The sequence below is a fragment of the Streptomyces sp. NBC_01429 genome (genome assembly GCF_036231945.1).
In the GTDB taxonomy this organism is placed as follows: Bacteria; Actinomycetota; Actinomycetes; order Streptomycetales; family Streptomycetaceae; genus Streptomyces.
Window position 1 is genome coordinate 2,167,216 of record NZ_CP109599.1, and the last position, 22,642, is coordinate 2,189,857.

Below are 22,642 nucleotides of genomic sequence, written 5' to 3' on the forward strand. Positions count from 1 at the left end.
TTGCAAATCTTTTGCCCGTCAGCACAGGTCATTCAGCACAGGTCCCGAACTCGCGACGGGCGAGTTCTGTCATCAGGGAGAGCCATGCGCTACGGCACTGCTTTGCGCGAAGCGGTCGCAACGCCTCGCACCACCCCGCTCATCGGAATTTACGACATGTACTCGGCCTCTATCGCGGCCCAGCACTACAACGGATTCTTCGTCTCCGGATTCGGTTTCGCCGCGTCGCATTACGGGCTCCCGGACATCGGTTACATCGCCTGGCCCGACATGGTCGCCTTCGCGGGCCGGCTCCGGATGGCCTTCCCCCACCACCACATGCTCGTCGACATCGACGACGGCTATGTGGACCCGGAGGTCGCCTGCCATGTGGTGCGGCAACTGGAGAGCATCGGGGCGTCCGGGGTGATCCTGGAGGACCAGAAGCGGCCCCGCCGCTGCGGGCACGCCGACGGCAAGCTGATCCTGCCGCTGGAGGAGTACCTGGAGAAGCTCGACCTGGTGCTGCGCAGCAGGGAGGACCTCCTCGTGGTGGCCCGTACGGACGCCACGGAGGAGGCGGAGATCGTACGGCGCGCGGAGGCCCTGTCGCGGACCGACGCGGACGTCATCCTCGTCGACGGGGTGCGCAGCGTCGAGTGGATCCGCCGGATCCGCGCGGTGGTCGGTGACAAGCCCCTGCTGTTCAATCAGATCGCGGGCGGCAAGTCGCCGCGGCTCTCGCTCTCGGAACTCTCCGAGCTGGGTGTCGATGTGGCCATCTACAGCACCCCGTGCCTTTTCGCCGCGCACGGCGCGATCGACGGCGCGCTGATCGATCTGAAGATGTCCGACGGGCGGCTCCCGGATTCCCGGGAGACCGGCGCCATCGGGGTGAAGGGTTCCACGGAACTGCTGGAGAAGAACATCAGCAGGCATCACCTCGGGCGGCACCCGGACCCGGAATCCGTCCCGGTCCCGGTATCGGTCTGATCCGGTATTCCCTCTCGTGTCGACGAATCCCTTTCGGCCGGGCACCGGCCGGCATCGCATGACGGAGAAGGGGCCACGTCCGACGCGCGCGTCCGCCAAGGGCGTCGCCGTCGCCGCGGGCATCCTCTGCGGCGGCGCCGGCGCCGGTCTCGCACAGGCCGACGAGCCTCCCCCGCCGACCGCGCTGATCGCCGGCCGGAACGTCGGCCTCCTGGTGATCGACAACTCCCACGCGGACTCCTGGCTGGAGATCGACCGGACGCTCAACTTCCTGATCGGCGCCAAGGGGACGGCGGGCAGCGACCACGACGGGGGCGGCGGCGCCATCGACGTACAGGCCGGGGAGAGCACGGCCCCGGCCGCGCCCCCGGCCACCGGTACCGACGGCGGTACGGCCGGCGGCGGGTCGGGCAGTTGGATCCCGCTGATCGGCCATCCCCCCTGGCAGGGGGAGAACGGTGACTGACGCGGCGTCACGGACGGCTCCGGGGACGAGCCAAGGGGCCGAGCCGCCCGCCCGGCTGCCCGCCCGGCTGAGGAGGGCCGTCGATCCGTACGTCCTCGCCCTGCTCGGTACGGTCGCGCTCGCCGCGCTGCTGCCCGCGACGGGCCGGGCGGCCGGGGCCGTCGGCGGCTGCGCCGACCTCGCCATCGGACTGCTGTTCTTCCTGTACGGCGCGCGGCTGTCGGCCCGGGAGGCGGTGGACGGCCTGCGGCAGTGGCGGCTGCATCTCCTCGTCGGGGCGGCCACCTTCGTCCTCTTCCCGCTGCTGGGGCTGGCCGCGAGCGGGCTCGTCCCGCACGTACTCACCGACCGGCTCCACATGGGCCTGCTCTTCCTCTGTGTCGTGCCCTCCACCGTCCAGTCGTCCATCGCCCTCACCTCCACCGCCCGGGGCAATGTGCCGGCCGCGATCTGCGCCGGTACGTACTCCAGCCTGCTCGGCATGGCGGCCACCCCGCTGCTCGCCGGCTGGCTGATCGGCGCCACGGCGGGCTTCTCGGCGGACGGGGCGCGGGCCCTCGTCGTACAGCTGCTTCTCCCCTTCCTGGCGGGGCAGTTGTGCCGCCGATGGATCGGGGACTTCGTCGCCCGGCACAAGAGGAAGCTCGGCCTGCTGGACCGGGGCGCCATCCTGCTCGTGGTCTACACGGCCTTCAGCCGGGGCATGGTGGAGGGCGTCTGGCAGCAGGTCACCCCCGTCCGGCTGCTCGCCCTGTTCGCGGTGTGCGCGACGCTGCTCGCACTGGCCCTCGGCACGACGTCGTACGCGGCGCTGCGGCTGGGGTTCAGCCGGGAGGACCGGGTCGCCATCGTCTTCTGCGGCTCCAACAAGAGCCTGGCGACGGGGCTGCCGATGGCGGCGGCGCTGTTCGGGGCCTCGGCCGGGCCGGTGATCCTTCCGCTGATGCTCTACCACCAGATCCAGCTGATGGTGTGCGCGGTCATCGCGTCCCGCTGGGCGCGCCCGCCGTCCCCGCTTCGGCACCCGGCCGGTCCGCGGAACCGCCGGCCTGTCGCGGACCGGCCTCCTCCCCCACCCGCGCGTGCCGCAGCACCGTGACCGAGAGGACCGCCGCCCCCACCATCGTCACGGCGGCGCCCACCCCGGCGTAGCCCATGCCGTGCGTGAATGCCTCGCGCGCGGTGGCCAGCAGGGAGTCCCCGGCGTCCCCGCCGAGCCGCTGGGCCGCCGACATCGCGCCGCCGAGCGTCTCGCGCGCGGCGGCCGGGGCGTCGGGGGCGGCGGACTTCATGTCGGCGCTGTACACGGCCGCTCCGATCGATCCGAGGATGGCCATGCCCAGCGCGCCGCCCAGCTCCTGGCCGGATTCCAGGACGGCGGCCGCCGAGCCCGCGCGCTCGGGCGGGGCGGCGCCGAGGGCGAGTTCGTTGGCCAGGGTCATCGCGGTGACCAGTCCGGCCGCGTACATCGAGGAGCCGACGAGTACGGTCCACAGCGCCGAGTCCGTACGGACCTGGCTGAGCCAGCCGAACCCGGCGGCCGACAGGAGCAGTCCACCGCACATGACATGGGCGCGGTCCACGCGGGTGGCGAGGGCGGCTCCGGTCGGGGCGGCGACCACCACGCCGAGCGAGGGCACCAGACTCCACAGCGCGGCCTCGAACGGGCTCTTGCCGAGCACCGACTGGAGGTACTGGGTGAGGAAGATCGCGTAGCCGACGGTCGCTGCCATCGCGAGGAGATTGACGAGCACCGAGCCGCCGTACGCCGCCCGCCGCACCAGCGCCAGATCGACCATCGGATGATCGAGGCGCAGCTGACGGACCAGGAAGGCGGCGGCGAACAGCAGCCCGACGGCGACGGCGAGCACGGACAGCGGTTCGTAGCCGTTCTTGGCCAGCTCCTTGATGCCCTGGATGAGCGGCAGCAGGGCGGCGAGTGAGAGCACCGCGCTCAGTACGTCGAACCGGCCGGCCGGCGGCGAGCGGAACTCCGGGAGCAGGAGCGGCGCGAGCACCAGCAGCAGGGTCATCGCCGGAAGGTTGATCAGGAAGACCGAGCCCCACCAGAAGTGCTCCAGCAGCGCGCCGCTGACCACGGGGCCGAAGGCGACCCCGCCGGCCATCACGGTCGTCCAGAGGGTGATGGCCTTGGCACGCTGCCCGGGGTCGCGGAAGAGGTTGCGGATCAGGGCGAGCGTGGACGGCATCAGGCAGGCGCCGCCCACGCCGAGCAGGGCCCGCGCGACGATGAGCGCGCCGGGGGTGTGCGCGTATCCGGCGGCGACCGAGGCCGCGCCGAAGACCACGGCGCCGGCCAGCAGCAGCCGGCGGCGGCCGACGCGGTCGCCGAGGGCGCCCATCGTGATCAGGAGCCCGGCGAGCACGAATCCGTAGATGTCGAGGATCCACAACTGCTGGGTGGAGCCGGGCCGCAGGTCCTCGCTGATGGCGGGGATGGCGAAGTAGAGGATGGAGACGTCCATCGAGACCAGCAGCAGCGGCAGCATCAGCACGCCCAGTGCCGTCCACTCCCGGCGTCCGGCGCGCGCGGCGCCCGGCGCCCCGGGTGTCTCGTGCTGTTCGTGCCTCTCGTGCTGCTCGTGCTTCTCGTGGGGTGCGCTGTCGGGTGTCATTCCCTCGGTCATACGGGGAGCACAGCAGCCCGGCGCGTACACCGCCAGCCCTGCCTAGTGCACCGGGCTGCCGTGGGGCTCCCCGCCCCAGCTCAACCGCGGTTACCCCCGTTCAACCGCACTAGTACACTCACGCTCGTGGTGACCGAACCGCCCTACCTGCCGCCCTATCTCAGGATCGCCGCCGAGATCCGCGACCGCGTCGAGGCGGGCGTGCTGCGCCCCGGCGACCGCGTGCCGTCCACCCGCGCGATCACCCAGGAGTGGGGGGTGGCGATGGCGACCGCCACGAAGGCGCTGGCCGCGCTGCGCCAGGAGGGCCTGGTACGGGCCGTGCCGGGCGTCGGCACGGTGGTCGACCGGGCCGGCGCCCAGCCGCGCCGCAACCCCGGGGACCCGGTGCGCGGCGAACCGGCCCTGAACCGGCGGCGGATCGTCAGGACCGCGATCGAACTGGCGGACTCCGAGGGGCTCGCCACGCTCTCGATGCGCCGGGTCGCCACCGCGCTCGCCACCTCGACCATGGCGCTCTACCGCCATGTCCCCGGCAAGGCCGAGCTGGTGCGGCTGATGTCCGACGCGGTCTCGGGCGAGGAGCCGATGGGGCCCGTACCGGCCGACTGGCGCGCGGGTCTGGAGCACGCGGCGCGCTGGCTGTGGCGGGCGAACGCGCGCCACCCCTGGCTGGCCACCGCCATGGCCTCCTTCACCCGCCCCGCCGCCGCGCCCGACGCCATGGCGTACACGGAGTGGGTGCTGAACACCCTGCGGAACACCGGGCTCTCGCCGTTCGAGATGATTCACAGCCATCTCACAGTCTTCGCCTATGTCCAGGGACTGGCCATGGCGGCGGACATGGAGAACCAGGCGAGGCAGGACACCGGGCTGTCCGACGAGGAGTGGCTCGCGCGGAACGAGCCACGGTTCGACGCCATCGTGGCGGGCGGCGCTTATCCGCTGATCAACACGCTCTTCACACAGGACCAGTTCGATCTGGACCTCGATACCCTCTTCGAGTTCGGGCTGCGGCTGACCCTCGACGGCATCGCCGTGATGATCGACGAAACGTCCGCTTAACGAACATGTCATTTCTGGCAGCGGACGATTTCCGGCCAACTTGTTGACGCGCTCCTGACAGTGGGGCGTCCCGGCTGCGACTCTTCCCCCGTTCTTCGCACCACCCCAGCACCACCCCGCACCACCACGCACCACTTGCTCCGCTCGCTCCGCACACACGGCTGATCAGAGCCGTCCCGCACTCCCCCCTCGCAGAAGGAGTTCGCGTGAGACCTGTCAGACCCCTGAGTGCCACGTCCCGCCGCCGCGCCACCGCCACCGGCGCGCTCATCGCCGCCGCGGCCCTGCTCGGCGTCGGCGTCCAGGCCACCACCGCCACCGCACAGCCCGGCAGCGCGCCCGCGAAGCCCGTCGCCGGCAAGGCCGACCCCGGCGCGCTGCCGCGTTCGCTCTCGCCCGCGGCGCGCACCGCGCTGATACGCGAGGCCGACGCCACCAGGACGGAGACCGCGAAGGACCTCGGCCTGGGGGCGGGAGAGAAACTCGTCGTCCGCGATGTCGTGCAGGACGTCGACGGCACCACGCACACCCGCTACGAGCGCACCTACCAGGGGCTTCCCGTCCTCGGCGGCGACCTCGTCGTCTCCGCGTCGAAGTCGGGCGCGACCGAGACCGTCAGCAAGGCGTCCACCGCCACGCTGAAGAACGTCTCCACCACCGCCTCGATCACCCCGGCCGCCGCCGAGAAGCAGGCGCTGAGCGCCGCCGCGAAGGCCGACTCCAAGGCGAACGACGCGAAGAAGATCGAGACCGACAGCGCGCCGCGCAAGGTCGTCTGGATGGCCAAGGGCACCCCGACCCTCGCGTACGAGACCGTGATCGGCGGGTTCCAGCACGACGACACCCCCAACGAGCTGCACGTCGTCACCGACGCGGCCACCGGCGCGAAGCTGTACGAGTGGCAGGCCGTCGAGAACGGCGTGGGCAACACCCAGTACAGCGGCCAGGTCACCCTGGGATCCACCCCGTCGGGATCCACGTACAACCTCACCGACGGGGGGCGCGGCAACCACCGTACGTACAACCTGAACCGCTCCACCTCCGGCACCGGCACGCTCTTCTCCAACTCCACCGACACCTGGGGCAACAGCCTCCCGGCCAACCTGGAGACCGCCGGCGCGGACGCGGCCTACGGCGCCGGGCTCACCTGGGACTACTACAAGAACGTGCACGGCCGCACCGGCATCAAGGGCGACGGCGTCGGCGCGTACTCCCGCGTCCACTACAGCAGCGGCTACGTCAACGCCTTCTGGCAGGACTCGTGCTTCTGCATGACCTACGGCGACGGCTCCGGCAACGCCCGCCCGCTGACCTCGATCGACGTGGCCGCCCACGAGATGACCCACGGCGTCACCTCCGTCACCGCCAAGCTCAACTACAGCGGTGAGTCCGGCGGTCTCAACGAGGCCACCTCCGACATCTTCGCCGCCGCCGTCGAGTTCTACGCCGACAACGCCGACGACCCGGGCGACTACCTCATCGGCGAGAAGATCAACATCAACGGCAACGGCACCCCGTTGCGCTACATGGACAAGCCCAGCAAGGACGGCGCCTCGCGCGACTACTGGTCCTCCACCCTCGGCAATGTGGACGTCCACTACTCCTCGGGCCCGGCGAACCACTGGTTCTACCTGATCTCCGAGGGCAGCGGCGCCAAGACCGTCAACGGTGTCGCCTACGACTCGCCGACCTACGACGGCCTGCCGGTGACGGGCATCGGCCGGGACAAGGCCGCGCAGATCTGGTTCAAGGCGCTCACCACGAAGTTCACCTCCACGACCAACTACGCGGCGGCGCGCACCGGCACGCTCGCCGTGACGGCCGACCTGTACGGCACGGACAGCGCCGAGTACAAGTCCGTCACGGACGCCTGGGCGGCCATCAACGTGGGCGCCCGCCCCGGCAGCGGCGGCAACACGGGCACGGTCTTCTCCAGCAGCACCGTGGTCGCCATCCCGGACAACGGCCCGGCGGTCACCTCGCCGCTCGCGGTCACCGGCATCACGGGCAACGCCCCGGCCTCCCTCCAGGTCGACGTGGACATCACGCACACCTGGCGCGGCGACCTGGTCGTCGACCTGGTCGGGCCGAGCGGCACGTCCTACCGGCTGAAGAGCTCCAGCGGCGGCGACTCCGCGCAGGACGTGGTGGAGACGTACTTCGTCAACGCGTCGTCGGAGACGGCGAACGGCACCTGGCAGCTGAAGGTCCAGGACGTCGCGGCCCGGGACACGGGCCGGATCAACGGCTTCAAGCTCACCTTCTGAGCCGTACGGGCCTGACGGGCCGAACGGCCGCATGAGCGGTACGGTCCAGCACGCCTATGAGCCGTCCGGGGTGTCCCACGCCCCGGGCGGCTCCGCCGCGTGGATGAGCTTGCGCAGCGCGTCGTAGTACACCTCGTGGTCCACGGTGGCGGGCAGCATCGCGGCGAAGTGCCCGGTGAGTACGGGGAACTCCGCCGGATCCAGCGCCGCCAGGGCGGTACGGGTCAGGGCGACGGCCGCCTTCGGGTCCCGGTGGTCGACGAAGGTCGCGCTGCCGAGGGTGAGCAGATACAGCTGGCGGTACGTGACCATGGCCCGCTCGGGCGTCATGCCCGCCGCGACGCTGTCCGCGAGCTGCGGCTCCACCAGCTTCCCCAGCAGCTCCGGCCCCAGCCACGGCCGCCCGCCGCGCAGGGCGAGCAGCCCGGGACGGGCGGTCAGCGCGCCGTACAGCCCGCGGAAGCGCGCCTCGGTGGCCGAGGCCCAGTCGCTCCCCGGCGGGATGCCGGGCAGCTCGGCGGCCAGCTGGTCGGCGCAGAGGTCCAGCAGCCCCGCGAGGTCGCCGCAGCGGCGCTGCACCGTGGCGTGCGCGACGCCGAGGCGGGCCGCGACCGTACGGAAACTGAGCGCGCCGGGCCCGTCCTCGTCGAGGAGCGAGAGCGCGGCGGCGGCGATGCGCGCGGGGGCGGCGGGGTCGGGGGAAGCGGATTGCCCGGTCATGTGAGCCATCGTACGATACAGCGTATCGGAGTTCCGGACGGGACCCAGGGAGCGAGCGCGCACATGTCCGAACTGACCTACGGCGACATCAAGCGGGCGGTGGACCGCACGGCGGGCCGGGTGCGCGCGGTGACGGTGGCGCCGGCTGACCCGGACGGCGCCGGACCCGGCCCCCGGGTCCGGCTGGCGCTGGAGTATCTCCAGCACACCGGCTGTTTCAAGGCGCGCGGCGCGGTCAACTTCCTGCGCGCGCACACGGAGTCGGGCACGCTGCCGGACGCCGGTGTCACGATCGCCTCGGGCGGCAACGCCGGACTGGCCTGCGCGTGGGCCGCGCGCGGGCAGGGGACGCGCGCGACGGTGTTCCTGCCGCGGACGGCGCCGGAGGTGAAGGTCGCGCGACTGCGTTCGTACGGCGCCGAGGTGCGTCTCGTGGGCACGGCGTACGCCGAAGCGCTGGCCGCGTGCCAGGAGTTCGCCGCCACGACGGGCGCGCTCGCCTCCCACGCGTACGACAACCCGCTGATCGCCGCCGGGGCCGGGACGCTGATGGAGGAGATCCACGAGCGCCTCCCCGGCCTGGACACCGTGGTGGTCGCGGTGGGCGGCGGCGGCCTGTTCGCGGGCGTGGCCACGGCCGCGCGGGAGCACGGCGTACGGGTGGTGGCGGTCGAGCCGGAGAACTGCCGCGCGCTCAACGCCGCCGTCGAGGCGGGCGCCGTGGTGGACGTCCCGGTCGACTCGGTGGCGGCCGACTCCCTGGGCGCGCGCCGCGTCTCGGCCGCCGCGCTGGACGCGGCCCGGCGGGAGGGCGTGCGCAGCGTCCTCGTCCCGGACACGGAGATCGTCCGCGCCCGCGGGCTCCTCTGGCACGACCACCGCATCGCGGTCGAACACGGCGCGGCGACGGCGATGGCGGCGCTGAGCGGCGGGGCGTACCGGGCGGCCGCGGACGAGAGGGTGTGCGTGGTGCTGTGCGGCGCGAACACGGATCCGCGGACGCTGACCGAGGGCGGCTGAGGACGCCCCTGTCGGACACGAGCGCGTGAGGGCGGGGCGCCCACTCTCGGCGCTTTGCCGGTTCGGCAACAATAGTTGCCACGCGTGCACCTCCGAGCGGAGCATCGGCCGTGAACGGAGGTACTACGCATGGGTACGCGAGAACAATCGAGCACGCGCGGACGACTCGGCACGGCGGACCGGTACGACGCCGTGGTCATCGGCGGCGGGGCGGCCGGGCTCAGTGGGGCGCTGACGCTGGCACGCGCACGGCGTTCGGTGCTGGTCATCGACGAGGGCCGGCCCCGTAACGCGCCCGCGTCGGGGATCCACGGCTATCTGGGACTGGACGGCACCGCGCCCGCCGAGCTGCTGGCCGCCGGGCGCCGGGAGGTGACCGGGTACGGCGGCGAGATCGTCGACGGGACCGTGGTGACGGCGCGGCGCCTCGCGGACGACGCGGGGTTCCGGGTCGAGCTGGCGGACGGGTCCTCGGTCACGGCGGCCCGGCTGCTGGTGACCACGGGGCTGACCGACGAGCTGCCCGAGGTGCCGGGGCTGGCCGGCCGGTGGGGGCGCGAGGTGCTGCACTGCCCGTACTGCCACGGCTGGGAGGTCCGCGACGAGCCGATCGGAGTCCTGTCGAGCGGGCCACTCGGCGTGCACCAGGCGCTGATGTGGCGGCAGTGGAGCAAGGACGTCACCCTCTTCCTGCACACCGGACCCGAACCGGACGACGAGGAGTACGAGCGGCTCGCCGCCCGGGAGATCGCCGTGGTGGACGGCGAGGTGACCGGCGTCGAGGTCACCGGCGACCGGCTCGCCGGGGTCCGGCTCGCCGACGGCCGCACGCTGCCCTGCCAGGCCGTGGTGGTCGCCCCGCGCTTCACCGCCCGCGCGGGCTTCCTCACCGGCCTGGGCCTCGACGTCACGGAGCAGGAGATGTCGGGCCATGTCGTCGCCACGCACATCGCCGCCGACCCCACCGGCGCCACCGGGGTGCCGGGCGTATGGGTGGCCGGCAATGTCACCAACCCGACCGCCCAGGTCAACGCCGCGGCCACCGGCGGCACGCTCGCGGGCGCGGCGATCAACGCCGATCTGACGGCCGAGGAGATCCGCGTGGCCGTCGCCGAACGGCGTGCGTCCGGCCCCGCCCGCACGACCACCGACGACCGGAAGGCGCCCCGATGACCACCGAGTCCACCCGGACCGCCGAGTCCGCCCAGGCCACCGGGGCCGACGAGTCCACCACGCACGAGCAGTTCTGGGACGACCGTTACAACGAGAGCGAGCGGATCTGGAGCGGCGACCCCAATGCCACCCTGGTCGAGGAGACCGCCGGCCTGAAGCCGGGCACCGCGCTCGAACTGGGCTGCGGCGAGGGCGGTGACACGATCTGGCTCGCGCGGCAGGGCTGGCACGTCACCGCGACCGACGTCTCCGGGGTCGCCCTCGGCCGCACGGCCGAGCACGCGGCGCGCGCCGGTGTCACCGACCGGGTGGTCCTGGAGCGCCACGACCTCGCGGAGTCCTTCCCCGAGGGCTCCTTCGACCTGGTCTGCGCGCACTTCCTGCACTCGTACCTGGACATGCCGCGCGAGCGGATCCTGCGGACCGCCGCCTCGGCCGTCGCGCCCGGCGGGGTGCTGCTCGTGGTCGGCCACTCCGGCTTCCCCTCATGGATGGAGGAGCCGCCGGCCGATGTGCGGCTGCCGGGCGCGCGGGAGGTGCTCGACGCCCTCGAACTCCGTTCCGGGGAGTGGGAGATCCTGGTCGCCGCGGAACACCGGGCGCCCTCGACCGGCCCCGAGGGGCAGCAGGGCTTCCACGCGAACAACACCGTCAAGGCACGGCGCCTGCCGTAGGTGCCGCGCCGCGTCCGGCGGCCCACCCCGGCCGCCGGGCGCGGCGCCCTCAGCGCATCAGGACGCCCGCGCCCTCCCCGGTCGCCTCCGTGGGCAGCGCGACCAGTCCCAGGTCCGCGCTGGTGGCGAGCAGCGGGTGGGCGGGCAGGACGCGGACGGTGTAGCCGTAGGGGCCCGTACGGTCGAGGGCGAGCGGGCCCTCGTACACCCAGCGGCCCTCCAGGTCGGGGCCGCCGGCCGGTTTGAGCGGGAAGGTCCGGGCGTCGGCGATCGTGTCGTCCGAGCCGACCCGGCCCGCGACGGCCTGGACCTCCACCGCCTCCGGGCGCAGTTCGCCGAGTCCGACGCGCACCCGCAGGGAGAGCGTGGAGCCCAGCTCGGCGCCGCTTCCCTCGCCGCCGGGGGCGCCGCTCGCGGCGACCGCCTCGACATGGTCCACGGAGACGTACGGCCAGAGGGTGCGCGTCCGGTACTTCCAGGCGGCCAGCTCCGTCGCGGTGTCCGCGTCCAGCGCGCGGTGGGCGTCCGCCGCCGGGGCGTACAGCCGCTCCACGTACTCCCGTACCATCCGGCCGGCCAGCACCTTCGGCCCGAGCGTGACCAGGGTGCGCCGGACCATCTCGATCCAGCGGTCCGGCAGTCCGGCCTCGCCCCGGTCGTAGAAGCGGGGCGCGATGCGGTCCTCCAGCAGCTCGTAGAGCGCGTTGGCCTCCAGCTCGTCGCGCCGGTTCTCGTCGGCGGACGAGCCGTCGGCGGTGGGGATGGCCCAGCCGAAGTCCGGCTCGAACCACTCGTCCCACCAGCCGTCCAGCACCGACAGGTTGAGACAGCCGTTGAGCGCGGCCTTCATACCGCTGGTGCCGCACGCCTCCAGCGGGCGCAGTGGGTTGTTGAGCCAGACGTCGCAGCCCGGGTAGAGCTTCTGCGCCATCCCCATCCCGTAGTCGGGCAGGAAGACGATGCGGTGGCGGACCCGGGCGTCGTCGGCGAACCGCACCAGCTCGCGCACCAGCCGCTTGCCGCCGTCGTCGGCCGGATGGGCCTTGCCGGCGACGACGATCTGGACGGGCCGCTCCGGGTGGAGCAGCAGGTTCGTCAGCCGCTCGCGGTCGCGCAGCATGAGAGTGAGGCGCTTGTACGAGGGGACGCGGCGGGCGAAGCCGATGGTGAGGACGTCGGGGTCGAGGACACCGTCGATCCAGCCGAGTTCGGCGGCTTCGGCGCCGCGCTCCCGCCAGGAGGCGTGCAGCCTCGTGCGCACCTCGCCGACCAGCCGCTCGCGCAGCGCGCGCCGTACCTCCCAGAGTTCGGCGGCGGGCACCTCCTCGGCCGGTCCGAGCCGGGTGACCTCGGGCGCGGTCCAGGTCGGCGCGTGCACGCCGTTGGTGATGGAGGTGATGGGCACCTCGTCCGGGTCGAAGTCCGGCCAGAGCCCGGCGAACATCTGGCGGCTGACCGCGCCGTGCAGGGTGGAGACGCCGTTGGCGCGCTGGGCGAGCCGCAGGCCCATCACCGCCATGTTGAACAGGTGGGGCTCGCCGCCGGGGTAGGTCTCCACGCCGAGGCCGAGGACGCGCTCGGCGGGCACGCCGGGCAGCTCGCCGTCGTCGCCGAAGTGACGGGAGATCAGGTCGCGGTCGAAGCGGTCGATGCCGGCGGGGACGGGGGTGTGGGTGGTGAAGACCGTCCCGGCCCGCACCGCCTCCAGCGCGGCCTCGAAGCCGAGTGCCCCGCCTTCTCCGGCGCTGCCGTCCCCACCGCTGCCCGCACCCTCGCCCGTGGTCCCGTCCGGGCTCGGGCCGCTCGTCATGAGTTCGCGGATGCGCTCCAGGCCGAGGAAGCCGGCGTGGCCCTCGTTGGTGTGGAACACCTCGGGCGCGGGGTGTCCGGTGAGCCGGCAGTACGCGCGGACGGCGCGGACGCCGCCGATGCCGAGCAGCATCTCCTGGAGCAGCCGGTGTTCGCTGCCGCCCCCGTAGAGCCGGTCGGTGACCTCGCGCTCGCCCGGCCCGTTCTCCTCGACGTCGGAGTCGAGGAGCAGCAGCGGGACCCGGCCGACCCTGGCCTGCCAGACGCAGGCGCGCAGCGAGCGGTGGCCCGGCAGGGTGAGGGCGATACGGACGGGTGTGCCGTCGGCCTCGCGGAGCTGGGTGAGGGGCAGTTCGTCGGGGTCGAGGACCGGATAGCGCTCCTGCTGCCAGCCGTCGCGGGAGAGCGACTGGCGGAAGTAGCCGTGCCGGTAGAGCAGTCCGACGCCGATGAGCGGTACGCCGAGGTCGCTGGCGGCCTTGAGGTGGTCGCCGGCGAGGATGCCGAGGCCGCCGGAGTACTGGGGCAGGGCGGCCGTCACGCCGAACTCGGGTGAGAAGTAGCCGATGGCGGCGGGCAGTCCCGCGCCCTCGCCGTCCCGTTCCTGGTACCAGCGGTCGCCGTGCAGATAGGTGTCGAGATCGGTGGCGGCGGCGCCGAGCCGGTCGAGGAAGGGGCGGTCCCCGGCCAGCTCGGCCAGGCGCGCGGCGGAGACGGCGCCGAGCAGCCGTACGGGGTCGGCGCCGCAGGCCCGCCAGCCGTCGGGGTCGACGGCCTCGAAGAGTTCACGGGTGCCGGTGTGCCAGGACCAGCGGAGGTTGCGGGCCAGATCGCCGAGCGGCTGGAGCGGTTCCGGCAGGACGGGGCGGACGGTGAACCGACGGATTGCCTTCACGTTGTTCCACCTTCGCAGGGGGCATACGAGCCAAGAGGGGCGCACCACGCTGTGCGGCCCGCCGTCCCTCCGACGGTAGCCCCACGGCGCCCTCCACGACCACGGCGCACACGCGCACTCACCCGTGCGCCTCCGCGCCGCGCCGGAGTGCGGAGGCGGACGGCGGGATGAGGGATGTCGTACGTGTTGCCGCGAGTGTCCGCGCGCCGGGGCGGATTTCCGTACGCCCCAGGAGTTAACAATCCGCCGGATTGCCCACCCGAAAGGAGTGGGAAGGCTCCTGCGGTACGCATGACCCGTACGCACGACCTGTGCTCATGGCACTCGCACGGCACGTACTTACCGCACACGAGCGCGTCTCCACACGATTCCAGCGCTATTCGAGTGAACGCGGACAGGAGCGGCCATGCTCGCAGCCTCCCAGTCGTCCTCAGAGCAGCTACAAAGTACTTTCAAACCATCAAAATTCGGCAAAAGCATTCGAAACCCCACCGAAACCTCCGCTCCATCAGGAACCTCCGCTCCATCCGGTCGCTCCGATCGGTTCGAACGACCCGCCCTGCCTGTCACGCCCGCACAGCCCTCATCAGGTGATCCAGTGAAACCGCTGATTGGTCGTATCCCCGTCCTGGACGTAGCACCGCTCGTCGACTGCGGCAGACGCCCCACGAAGGCGGTGCGCGGTGAGTCCTTCCAGGTCACCGCCACCGTCTTCCGCGAGGGCCACGACGCCGTCGCGGCCAATGTCGTCCTCATGGACCCCGGCGGCCGGCCGGGCCCCTGGACCCCCATGGCAGAACTCGCCCCCGGCACCGACCGCTGGGGCGCCGAGGTCACCCCCACCGAGGAAGGCCGCTGGACCTACACCGTCGAGGCGTGGAGCGACCCGGTCGCCACCTGGCGCCACGCCGCCTCCGTCAAGATCCCGGCGGGTGACGACCCGAAGGACATCGCGCTGGTCCTCGCGGAGGGCGCGCGGTTGTACGACCGGGCCGCCGCCGGGGTGCCCAAGCGCGACGGCCGGGAAGCGGTGCTGGCCGCCGCCGACACCCTGCGCGACACCTCGCTGCCGGCCCGCGCCCGGCTGGAGGCGGCGCTCGCCCCCGAGGTGGACGCGGCGCTCGCCCGTCATCCGCTGCGCGACCTGGTCACCGCCTCGCGCCCGGTCCCGCTGCTGGTGGAGCGGCGGCGCGCGCTGTACGGATCGTGGTACGAGCTGTTCCCGCGCTCGGAGGGCGCCGTCGTCGAGAAGGGCGAGCCGCCGGTCAGCGGCACCTTCAGAACGGCCGCGCGGCGGCTGCCCGCTGTCGCCGCGATGGGCTTCGACGTCGTGTACCTGCCGCCGATCCACCCCATCGGCACCACGCACCGCAAGGGTGCCAACAACAGCCTCACCCCCGGCCCCGACGACGTCGGCGTGCCCTGGGCGATCGGCTCGGCCGACGGCGGCCACGACGCGATCCACGCCGAGCTGGGCACGATCGAGGACTTCGACCACTTCGTGGAGAGCGCCCGCACCCTGCGGATGGAGGTCGCGCTCGACTTCGCGCTCCAGTGCTCCCCCGACCATCCCTGGGTCACCAAGCACCCCGAGTGGTTCCACCACCGCGCCGACGGCTCGATCGCGTACGCGGAGAACCCGCCGAAGAAGTACCAGGACATCTACCCGATCGCCTTCGACAGCGATCTGCGCGGCCTGGTCAGGGAGACCACCCGGGTGCTGCGCCACTGGATGGCCCACGGGGTGCGGATCTTCCGCGTCGACAATCCGCACACGAAGCCGGTGATCTTCTGGGAGAAGGTCATCGCGAACATCAACCGGACCGATCCCGACGTGATCTTCCTGGCCGAGGCGTTCACCCGGCCCGCGATGATGCGCACGCTCGGCGCGGTCGGCTTCCAGCAGTCGTATACGTATTTCACCTGGCGCACCACCAAGCGGGAGCTGACGGAGTACCTGACGGAGCTGTCGGGCGAGTCCGCCGCTTCCATGCGGCCGAACTTCTTCGTGAACACGCCGGACATCCTGCACGCCTACCTCCAGGAGGGCGGCCGTCCGGCGTTCGAGGTGCGGGCGGTGCTGGCGGCGACGATGGCTCCGTCGTGGGGTGTGTACGCGGGATATGAACTTTGCGAGAACTCCCCCGTCAGGCCCGGCAGCGAGGAGTACCTTGACTCCGAGAAGTACCAGCTGAGGCCCCGGGACTGGGAAGCGGCCGAGCGCGAGGGCCGCACCATCGCCCCCCTGATCACCCGGCTGAACCGGATCCGGCGGCGGCATCCCGCCCTCCAGCAGCTGCGTGACATCCACTTCCACCACGCGGACAACGACGCGGTCATCGCGTACAGCAAGAGGTCGGGCACGGACATCGTTCTGGTGGTCGTCAACCTCGACCCTCACCACACCCAGGAGGCGACGGTCTCGTTGGACATGGAGCGGCTCGGCCTCTCGTGGCACGAGACCGTTCCGGTACGCGACGAGCTGACCGGCCAGACCTATCACTGGGGCAGCTCCAACTATGTGCGCCTAGAGCCGGGCGCCACGCCCGCGCACATCGTGGTTCTGCGACCGTCCCCGCCGATCGGAGGGTCACCCACATCATGATCGTCAACGAGCCCGTCCACGACACGTTCGAGGACACACCGGTCAAGGACCGGCATCCCGACTGGTTCAAACGAGCCGTCTTCTACGAGGTCCTGGTGCGTTCGTTCCAGGACAGCAACGGCGACGGCATCGGCGACCTGAAGGGAATCACCGCCAAGCTGGACTATCTCCAGTGGCTCGGTGTCGACTGCCTCTGGCTGCCGCCCTTCTTCAAGTCGCCGCTGCGCGACGGCGGCTACGACGTGTCGGACTACACGGCCGTGCTCCCCGAATTCGGCGATCTCGCCGACTTCGTGGAGTTCGTGGACGCCGCGCACCAGCGCGGCATGCGTGTGGTCATCGACTTCGTCATGAACCACACGAGCGACCAGCACGACTGGTTCCAGGAGTCCCGCAAGGACCCCGAGGGCCCGTACGGCGACTACTACGTCTGGGCCGACGACGACAAGCAGTACCAGGACGCCCGGATCATCTTCGTCGACACGGAGACGTCCAACTGGACCTTCGACCCGGTGCGCAAGCAGTACTACTGGCACCGCTTCTTCTCCCACCAGCCGGATCTCAACTACGAGAACCCGAAGGTGCAGGAGGAGATCGTCTCCGCGCTGCGCTTCTGGCTGGACCTGGGCATCGACGGCTTCCGGCTGGACGCCGTGCCGTATCTCTACCAGCGCGAGAACACCAACTGCGAGAACCTCCCGGCCACCCACTCCTTCCTCAAGCGGGTACGCAAGGAGATCGACGCGCACTACCCCGACACGGTGCTGCTCGCCGAGGCCAACCAGTGGCCGGAGGATGTCGTCGACTACTTCGGCGACTACCAGAAGGGGGGCGACGAATGCCACATGGCGTTCCACTTCCCGGTGATGCCGCGCATCTTCATGGCCGTACGGCGCGAGTCCCGCTATCCGGTCTCCGAGATCCTGGCGAAGACCCCGGCGATCCCGACCGGCTGCCAGTGGGGGATCTTCCTGCGCAACCATGACGAGCTGACCCTCGAAATGGTCACGGACGAAGAGCGCGACTACATGTACGCGGAGTACGCGAAGGATCCCCGGATGCGCGCCAACATCGGCATCCGGCGCCGCCTCGCCCCGCTGCTGGACAACGACCGCAACCAGATCGAGCTGTTCACCGCGCTGCTGCTCTCGCTGCCCGGCTCCCCGATCCTCTACTACGGGGACGAGATCGGGATGGGCGACAACATCTGGCTGGGCGACCGGGACGCGGTGCGCACCCCGATGCAGTGGACGCCCGACCGGAACGCGGGGTTCTCCTCCAGCGACCCCGGCCGGCTCTATCTGCCGACGATCATGGACCCGGTCTACGGCTACCAGGTCACCAATGTGGAGGCGGCGATGGCGTCGCCGTCCTCGCTGCTGCACTGGACGCGGCGGATGATCGAGATCCGCAAGCAGAACCCGGCCTTCGGGCTCGGCTCGTACACCGAGCTGCCGTCGTCCAACCCGGCGGTGCTCGCGTTTCTGCGCGAGGCCCCCTCGGAGCGGGGCGACGGCGACGACCTGGTGCTCTGTGTGCACAACTTCTCGCGGTTCGCGCAGCCCACGGAGCTGGACCTGAAGACCTTCAGCGGACGGCATCCGGTGGAGCTGATCGGCGGGGTGCGGTTCCCCGCGATCGGGGAGTGGCCGTATCTGCTGACGCTGGCGGGACACGGCTTCTACTGGTTCCGGCTCAGGAAGGACGGCACGCCCGCGTGACAGCGTGACGGCGCGCGCCCATGTGACAGCGCGCTGACCGGTGGCCCCGTGCGCGGCGGTTTCTTCCGCACCGCACGGGGCACCCTTCTCCACATCCCGTTCGATTCCATATCCAGTTCGATCGATTCGATCAAACTCGTATCAGGTTCGTACGTATTCGTACGAAAACGATCCGTACGGATCATCCTCACCCGACACGTCCCGCACAGCCGGACAGCCATTGCCGCAATCCGGGACACTCTGCGCATCCTGTGGTGTGCCCGGGGAAAGGACGCGATGCCATGTCGAAGGCTGCATCCACCCGGATTACCCCGCGCCTTCTCGACGCTTCGCCCGCCGACTTGCCCGCCGTGTCGCCCGCGCTGTCGCCCGCCGACGCCAGGGCACTGGTCGGGTCGCTCGCGCCGCTGCTCCACGACTGGCTGCCACGCCAGCGCTGGTTCGCGGGCAAGGGCCGCCCGGTCACCGGATTCCAGCCGGTCGCGGTCACGGAGCTGCTGCCGATGGCCGGAGGTGGTCCGGGTCTGCTGCATCTGCTCGTACGGGTCGAACAGCGCGGCGGCTCGGGCCCCGCACCGTCGATCCCGCCCTCCACCACCTCCTCGGCCCTCGCCCCGGCGGCGGCCGGTGACTGCTACCAACTGCTGCTCGGGGTACGCAAGGCGCTGCCGCCGCAGCTGGCGTCCGCGCTGATCGGCCATGCCACGCAGGGGCCGCTGACCGGCCGTACCGTCTACGAGGGCCTGCACGATCCGCGCCTGGCCGAACTGCTTCTGGAGCGGCTGCGTTCGTCCGGCGGCCCGGGGCCGCTGCGCTTCGACCGGGCGGGCGCGATCCCGGGCGGGCTGAGCGGGCGGCTGCTGGACGCGGAGCAGTCGAACACCTCCCTGGTGTACGGGGACAGTGCCGCCGGGGACGGTATCGCCGGGGACGCCTACATCCTCAAGATCCTGCGCCGGGTCTTCCCCGGGCCGCATCCGGATCTGGAGCTGCCGCTCGCGCTGGCGGCGGAGGGGTGCGAGCGGGTGCCGGCGCCGGTCGGCTGGTTCGAGGCGGCCGACCCCTCCGGCGGCGGGGACACCCTCACGCTCGGGGTGCTCCAGCCGTATCTGCGCGGCTCGCGGGACGGGTGGCAGCTGGCGCTGGCCTCGCTGGCGCGGGGCCGGGAGTTCACCGCCGAGGCCAGTGCGCTGGGCCGGGCCACCGCCGAGGTGCACACGGCGCTGGCCGCCGCGCTGCCCACGGTGACGCTGGGCCGACGCAGGACCGCGCAGCTGGCGGCGGGCATGGCCGAACGCCTGGAGGCGGCGGCGCGGGCGGTGCCCGCACTGCTGCCGTACGCCCCCGGGCTGCGCACCGCCTTCGACGCGCTCGCCGGGCTCGACGAGGCGGGGCGCGGACGGCCGGCGCAGCGGGTCCACGGGGATCTGCATCTGGGTCAGACCCTGCGCACGCCGGACGGCCGCTGGTCGGTGATCGACTTCGAGGGCGAGCCCGCCAGACCGCTCGCCGAGCGCCGCCGCCCGCAGCCGCCGGTCCGCGATGTCGCCGGCATGCTCAGGTCCTTCGACTACGCGGCCCGCTCCCACGAACCGTGGCGCCCCGACTGGGCGACGCGCTGCCGGGACGCGTACTGCGACGGGTACGCGGCGGCCTCGGGCACGGATCCGCGCGCGGAGCCGGAGCTGCTGCGCGCGTACGAGACGGACAAGGCGGTCTACGAGGTGCTGTACGAGGCGAGGCACCGCCCCGACTGGCTCCCGGTGCCGATGGCGGCGATCCGCCGGCTGGCGGGCGGCGCCTGACCCGGGCCACGCCGGACCGGGACACGTCGACGACCTGCGACAACACCCCCGTGGACGGCCGCGCCGCAACGAACCGGCGCGCGCACCGGCCGCGCTCCCCTGCTCCCGTACCCCCATACCTCCCTATCCCCATACCTCCGCACCCCCGTATCCCCGTGATCCCCGTAGCCCCTTACCCACCGACCACCGTCCAGTGAAGCCCCGCGCCGAGGAGGCACCCCCGTGACCGCCCGCACGCCGTCCGACCGCCCGTCCGGCTCTCCGCCCCCGCCGGTGACGCCGGTCGCCGCCCGCCAGGTCCCGGCCCCCGCCGCGGCCGTGGAGAAGCCCGTGGAGAAACCCGCGGCGAAGTCCACGAAGCCCGCGAAGCCCACGGGGAGGAAGGCGGCCAAGAGCCCCAAGGGGAAGAAAACCGCACGCGGTACGGCCGAACGGGGGCAGGCACCGGCCGCCACCGCGCCCACCGCCGCCGCCACACCCACCGCGCCCAAGCCGCGCGAGGAGCCGGCAGTGGCCCCCGGTCCCGCGCGGGCCGCCCGGCCCGCGAACGGGACACCGGTCGCGCCGCCGCTGGACGGCGGCGACCGCGAGCGGCTGCTCAGCGGCGCGCACCACGATCCGCACGGGGTGCTGGGGGCGCACCCGGTCGCGGGCGGGGTGCTGTTCCGGGTGCTGCGCCCGTACGCCCGCGCCGTCACCGTCGTCACCGAGGGGGCGAGGACGGGGCTGGCCGACGACGGGGACGGCTTCTTCTCCGGGGTGCTGGCGCTGGACGCCGTGCCGGAGTACACCCTGCTGGTCCGGTACGGCGACACCGCCGAGAACCCGGACGAGGTGCGGGCAGGGGACCCGTACCGCTTCCTGCCCGCCCTCGGCGAACTCGATCTGCATCTGATCGGGGAGGGCCGGCACGAGGAGCTGTGGAAGGCGCTCGGCGCCCTGCCCATGGTCCATCAGGGCGTCACCGGCACCCGTTTCACCGTCTGGGCGCCCAATGCGCGGGGGGTGCGGATCGCCGGTGACTTCAACTACTGGGACGGTACGAGCCTGCCGATGCGTTCGCTGGGCTCCACCGGTGTGTGGGAGCTGTTCGTACCGGGGATCGGGGACGGCGCGCTCTACAAGTTCGACATCACCCGGCCCGACGGCACCCACACCGTGCGGGCCGACCCGATGGCCCGGCGCACCGAGGTGCCGCCCGCGACCGCGTCGATCGTCACCGAGTCGCACCATGTGTGGCGCGACGAGGAGTGGCTCGCGCATCGCGCGGACCGGCCGGTGCACGAGGCGCCGTTCTCCGTGTACGAGGTCCATCTGGGCTCCTGGCGACCGGGCCTGACGTACCGTCAGCTGGCCGCGCAGCTGCCCGCGTACGTCAAGGACCTCGGCTTCACCCATGTCGAGCTGATGCCGGTCGCCGAGCATCCCTTCGGCGGTTCCTGGGGCTATCAGGTCACCGGCTTCTACGCGCCGACCTCCCGCATGGGTACTCCGGACGACTTCCGGTATCTGGTGGACGCGCTGCACCGGGCGGGCATCGGGGTGCTGGTGGACTGGGTGCCGGCGCACTTCCCGAAGGACGAATGGGCGCTGGCCCGCTTCGACGGCCCTCCGCTCTACGAGCACGCCGACCCGCAGCGGGCGGAGCACCCCGACTGGGGCACGCTGGAGTTCGACTACGGGCGCACGGAGGTCCGCAACTTCCTGGTCGCCAACGCGGTGTACTGGTGCGAGGAGTTCCACATCGACGGGCTGCGGGTCGACGCGGTCGCCTCGATGCTCTACCTCGACTACTCGCGCGAGGAGGGGCAGTGGTCGCCGAACGAGCACGGCGGCCGGGAGAACCTGGACGCCGTGGCCTTCCTCCAGGAGATGAACGCCACCGTCTACCGGCGCTGCCCCGGCGTGGTGACCGTCGCCGAGGAGTCCACCGCCTGGAACGGCGTCACGCGCGCCACCCACCATGTCGGGCCGGACGGCTTCGGCGGTCTCGGCTTCGGGCTGAAGTGGAACATGGGGTGGATGCACGACTCGCTGGAGTACGTCGCCAAGGAGCCGGTGCACCGCAAGTACCACCACGGCGAGATGACCTTCTCCATGGTGTACGCCTACAGCGAGAACTACGTCCTGCCGATCTCGCACGACGAGGTCGTGCACGGCAAGCGCGCGCTGGTCTCGAAGATGCCCGGCGACTGGTGGCAGCAGCGCGCGAACGAACGCGCCTACCTCGGCTTCATGTGGGCCCATCCCGGCAAGCAACTCCTCTTCATGGGACAGGAGTTCGCCCAGGGCGCCGAGTGGTCCGAGAGCCACGGCCCGGACTGGTGGCTGCTCGACCCGTCGTACGAGGCGGAGCCCGACCACCGGGGCGTACGCGACCTGGTCCGCGATCTGAACACGGTGTACGGCGCGACGCCCGCGCTCTGGCAGCGCGACACCGTGCCGGAGGGGTTCGCCTGGGTGGACGGCGACGCGGGCGAGGACAACGTCTTCGCGTTCCTGCGCTTCGACGCGGCGGGCGCGCCACTGCTGGCGGTCTCGCACTTCTCGCCGGTGGTCCGCGAGGACTACCGGCTCGGGGTCCCGGAGGAGTTCGCGGAGTGGACCGAGGTGCTCAACACCGACGCGGCCCGCTACGGCGGCGGCGATGTGCGCAACGCGGAGCCGCTGAAGACGGAACCGGCCGGCGCACACGGCCGCCCGGCCTCCCTGCGGCTGACGCTGCCGCCACTGGCGACGCTCTGGCTGCGGCCCGCCTGAAATCCTGACGTACCATCACTTCAAGCGCGGTAAGCGCTGGTT

Annotated in this window: 15 protein-coding genes; 12 read left to right on the forward strand and 3 right to left on the reverse strand. The window is 72.0% G+C overall.

Annotated features, from left to right (window positions below; genetic code table 11):
- The first annotated feature begins 84 nt into the window (after nucleotides 1–84).
- Genes OG627_RS08935 through OG627_RS08945 form a run of 3 tightly spaced genes read left to right on the forward strand, consistent with a single transcriptional unit; the run spans nucleotide 85 to nucleotide 2,537 of the window.
- Nucleotides 85–972 carry an isocitrate lyase/PEP mutase family protein gene (locus OG627_RS08935; RefSeq protein ID WP_329063157.1) on the forward strand — a complete coding sequence of 296 codons (888 nt, stop codon included), beginning with the start codon at nucleotides 85–87 and terminating at the stop codon, nucleotides 970–972.
- Between the two features lie 58 nt (nucleotides 973–1,030).
- Entirely contained in the window at nucleotides 1,031–1,438 is a 408-nt protein-coding gene (locus OG627_RS08940) for a hypothetical protein (protein WP_329063159.1), read from the forward strand.
- 55 nt (nucleotides 1,439–1,493) lie between these two features.
- Complete coding sequence (locus tag OG627_RS08945; protein ID WP_329072509.1) at nucleotides 1,494–2,537, forward strand: bile acid:sodium symporter family protein; 1,044 nt, start codon at nucleotides 1,494–1,496, stop codon at nucleotides 2,535–2,537.
- Here OG627_RS08945 and OG627_RS08950 read toward each other — a convergent pair.
- Complete coding sequence (locus OG627_RS08950; RefSeq protein ID WP_443073437.1) at nucleotides 2,419–4,074, reverse strand: MFS transporter; 1,656 nt, start codon at nucleotides 4,072–4,074, stop codon at nucleotides 2,419–2,421. The two genes, OG627_RS08945 and OG627_RS08950, sit on opposite strands and share 119 nt — an antisense overlap.
- Nucleotides 4,075–4,212: 138 nt before the next feature.
- On the opposite strand from OG627_RS08950, the gene OG627_RS08955 reads away from it, so the two are divergent.
- Together OG627_RS08955 and OG627_RS08960 are read left to right on the forward strand one after the other, a co-directional pair.
- Nucleotides 4,213–5,151 carry a TetR/AcrR family transcriptional regulator C-terminal domain-containing protein gene (locus OG627_RS08955; protein WP_329063161.1) on the forward strand — a complete coding sequence of 313 codons (939 nt, stop codon included), beginning with the start codon at nucleotides 4,213–4,215 and terminating at the stop codon, nucleotides 5,149–5,151.
- Nucleotides 5,152–5,375: 224 nt separating this feature from the next.
- Complete coding sequence (locus OG627_RS08960; protein WP_329072512.1) at nucleotides 5,376–7,418, forward strand: M4 family metallopeptidase; 2,043 nt, start codon at nucleotides 5,376–5,378, stop codon at nucleotides 7,416–7,418.
- A gap of 54 nt (nucleotides 7,419–7,472) precedes the next feature.
- Here the strand turns inward: OG627_RS08960 and OG627_RS08965 are convergent, their stop codons facing one another.
- Entirely contained in the window at nucleotides 7,473–8,138 is a 666-nt protein-coding gene (locus tag OG627_RS08965) for a TetR/AcrR family transcriptional regulator (protein WP_329063163.1), read from the reverse strand.
- Nucleotides 8,139–8,201: 63 nt separating this feature from the next.
- Here OG627_RS08965 and OG627_RS08970 point away from each other — a divergent pair, with 63 nt between their 5' ends.
- From OG627_RS08970 to OG627_RS08980, 3 genes are all read left to right on the forward strand, one after another.
- A complete protein-coding gene (locus OG627_RS08970) occupies nucleotides 8,202–9,158 on the forward strand; it encodes a threonine/serine dehydratase (RefSeq protein ID WP_329063165.1) in 957 nt (318 codons plus the stop codon).
- Nucleotides 9,159–9,287: 129 nt separating this feature from the next.
- Entirely contained in the window at nucleotides 9,288–10,331 is a 1,044-nt protein-coding gene (locus OG627_RS08975; protein WP_329063167.1) for an NAD(P)/FAD-dependent oxidoreductase, read from the forward strand.
- Complete coding sequence (locus tag OG627_RS08980; protein ID WP_329063169.1) at nucleotides 10,328–11,005, forward strand: class I SAM-dependent methyltransferase; 678 nt, start codon at nucleotides 10,328–10,330, stop codon at nucleotides 11,003–11,005. The genes OG627_RS08975 and OG627_RS08980 overlap by 4 nt, the downstream gene beginning before the upstream one ends.
- A 49-nt stretch (nucleotides 11,006–11,054) precedes the next feature.
- Here OG627_RS08980 and glgP read toward each other — a convergent pair whose 3' ends face one another.
- Nucleotides 11,055–13,709 (reverse strand): alpha-glucan family phosphorylase, encoded by a 2,655-nt coding sequence (gene glgP / locus OG627_RS08985; RefSeq protein WP_329063171.1) that lies wholly within the window; start codon nucleotides 13,707–13,709, stop codon nucleotides 11,055–11,057.
- 607 nt (nucleotides 13,710–14,316) lie between these two features.
- On the opposite strand from glgP, the gene OG627_RS08990 reads away from it, so the two are divergent.
- The 4 genes from OG627_RS08990 (at nucleotide 14,317) to glgB (ending at nucleotide 22,600) form a co-directional block, all read left to right on the forward strand.
- Nucleotides 14,317–16,314: an alpha-1,4-glucan--maltose-1-phosphate maltosyltransferase gene (locus OG627_RS08990; RefSeq protein WP_329072514.1), complete on the forward strand. Its 1,998-nt coding sequence runs from the start codon at nucleotides 14,317–14,319 to the stop codon at nucleotides 16,312–16,314.
- The gene (gene treS, locus OG627_RS08995; protein ID WP_329063173.1) at nucleotides 16,311–18,035 is read left to right on the forward strand and encodes a maltose alpha-D-glucosyltransferase; all 1,725 of its coding nucleotides are present in this window, start codon (nucleotides 16,311–16,313) and stop codon (nucleotides 18,033–18,035) included. Before OG627_RS08990 ends, treS begins: the two co-directional genes overlap by 4 nt.
- 281 nt (nucleotides 18,036–18,316) lie before the next feature.
- Entirely contained in the window at nucleotides 18,317–19,840 is a 1,524-nt protein-coding gene (locus tag OG627_RS09000) for a maltokinase N-terminal cap-like domain-containing protein (protein ID WP_329063175.1), read from the forward strand.
- A 222-nt stretch (nucleotides 19,841–20,062) separates the two neighbouring features.
- Nucleotides 20,063–22,600 carry a 1,4-alpha-glucan branching enzyme gene (gene glgB / locus OG627_RS09005; protein WP_443073438.1) on the forward strand — a complete coding sequence of 846 codons (2,538 nt, stop codon included), beginning with the start codon at nucleotides 20,063–20,065 and terminating at the stop codon, nucleotides 22,598–22,600.
- Nucleotides 22,601–22,642: the final 42 nt, after the last annotated feature.

Bases quoted from the DNA above. Each gene is read 5' to 3' on its own strand.
- treS (WP_329063173.1), top strand. From the start codon at position 16,311: ATGATCGTCAACGAGCCCGTCCACGACACGTTCGAGGACACACCGGTC.
- OG627_RS08965 (WP_329063163.1), bottom strand. From the start codon at position 8,138: ATGACCGGGCAATCCGCTTCCCCCGACCCCGCCGCCCCCGCGCGCATC.
- OG627_RS08980 (WP_329063169.1), top strand. From the start codon at position 10,328: ATGACCACCGAGTCCACCCGGACCGCCGAGTCCGCCCAGGCCACCGGG.
- OG627_RS08975 (WP_329063167.1), top strand. From the start codon at position 9,288: ATGGGTACGCGAGAACAATCGAGCACGCGCGGACGACTCGGCACGGCG.
- OG627_RS08940 (WP_329063159.1), top strand. From the start codon at position 1,031: ATGACGGAGAAGGGGCCACGTCCGACGCGCGCGTCCGCCAAGGGCGTC.
- OG627_RS08935 (WP_329063157.1), top strand. From the start codon at position 85: ATGCGCTACGGCACTGCTTTGCGCGAAGCGGTCGCAACGCCTCGCACC.
- OG627_RS08950 (WP_443073437.1), bottom strand. From the start codon at position 4,074: ATGACACCCGACAGCGCACCCCACGAGAAGCACGAGCAGCACGAGAGG.
- OG627_RS08970 (WP_329063165.1), top strand. From the start codon at position 8,202: ATGTCCGAACTGACCTACGGCGACATCAAGCGGGCGGTGGACCGCACG.
- OG627_RS09000 (WP_329063175.1), top strand. From the start codon at position 18,317: ATGTCGAAGGCTGCATCCACCCGGATTACCCCGCGCCTTCTCGACGCT.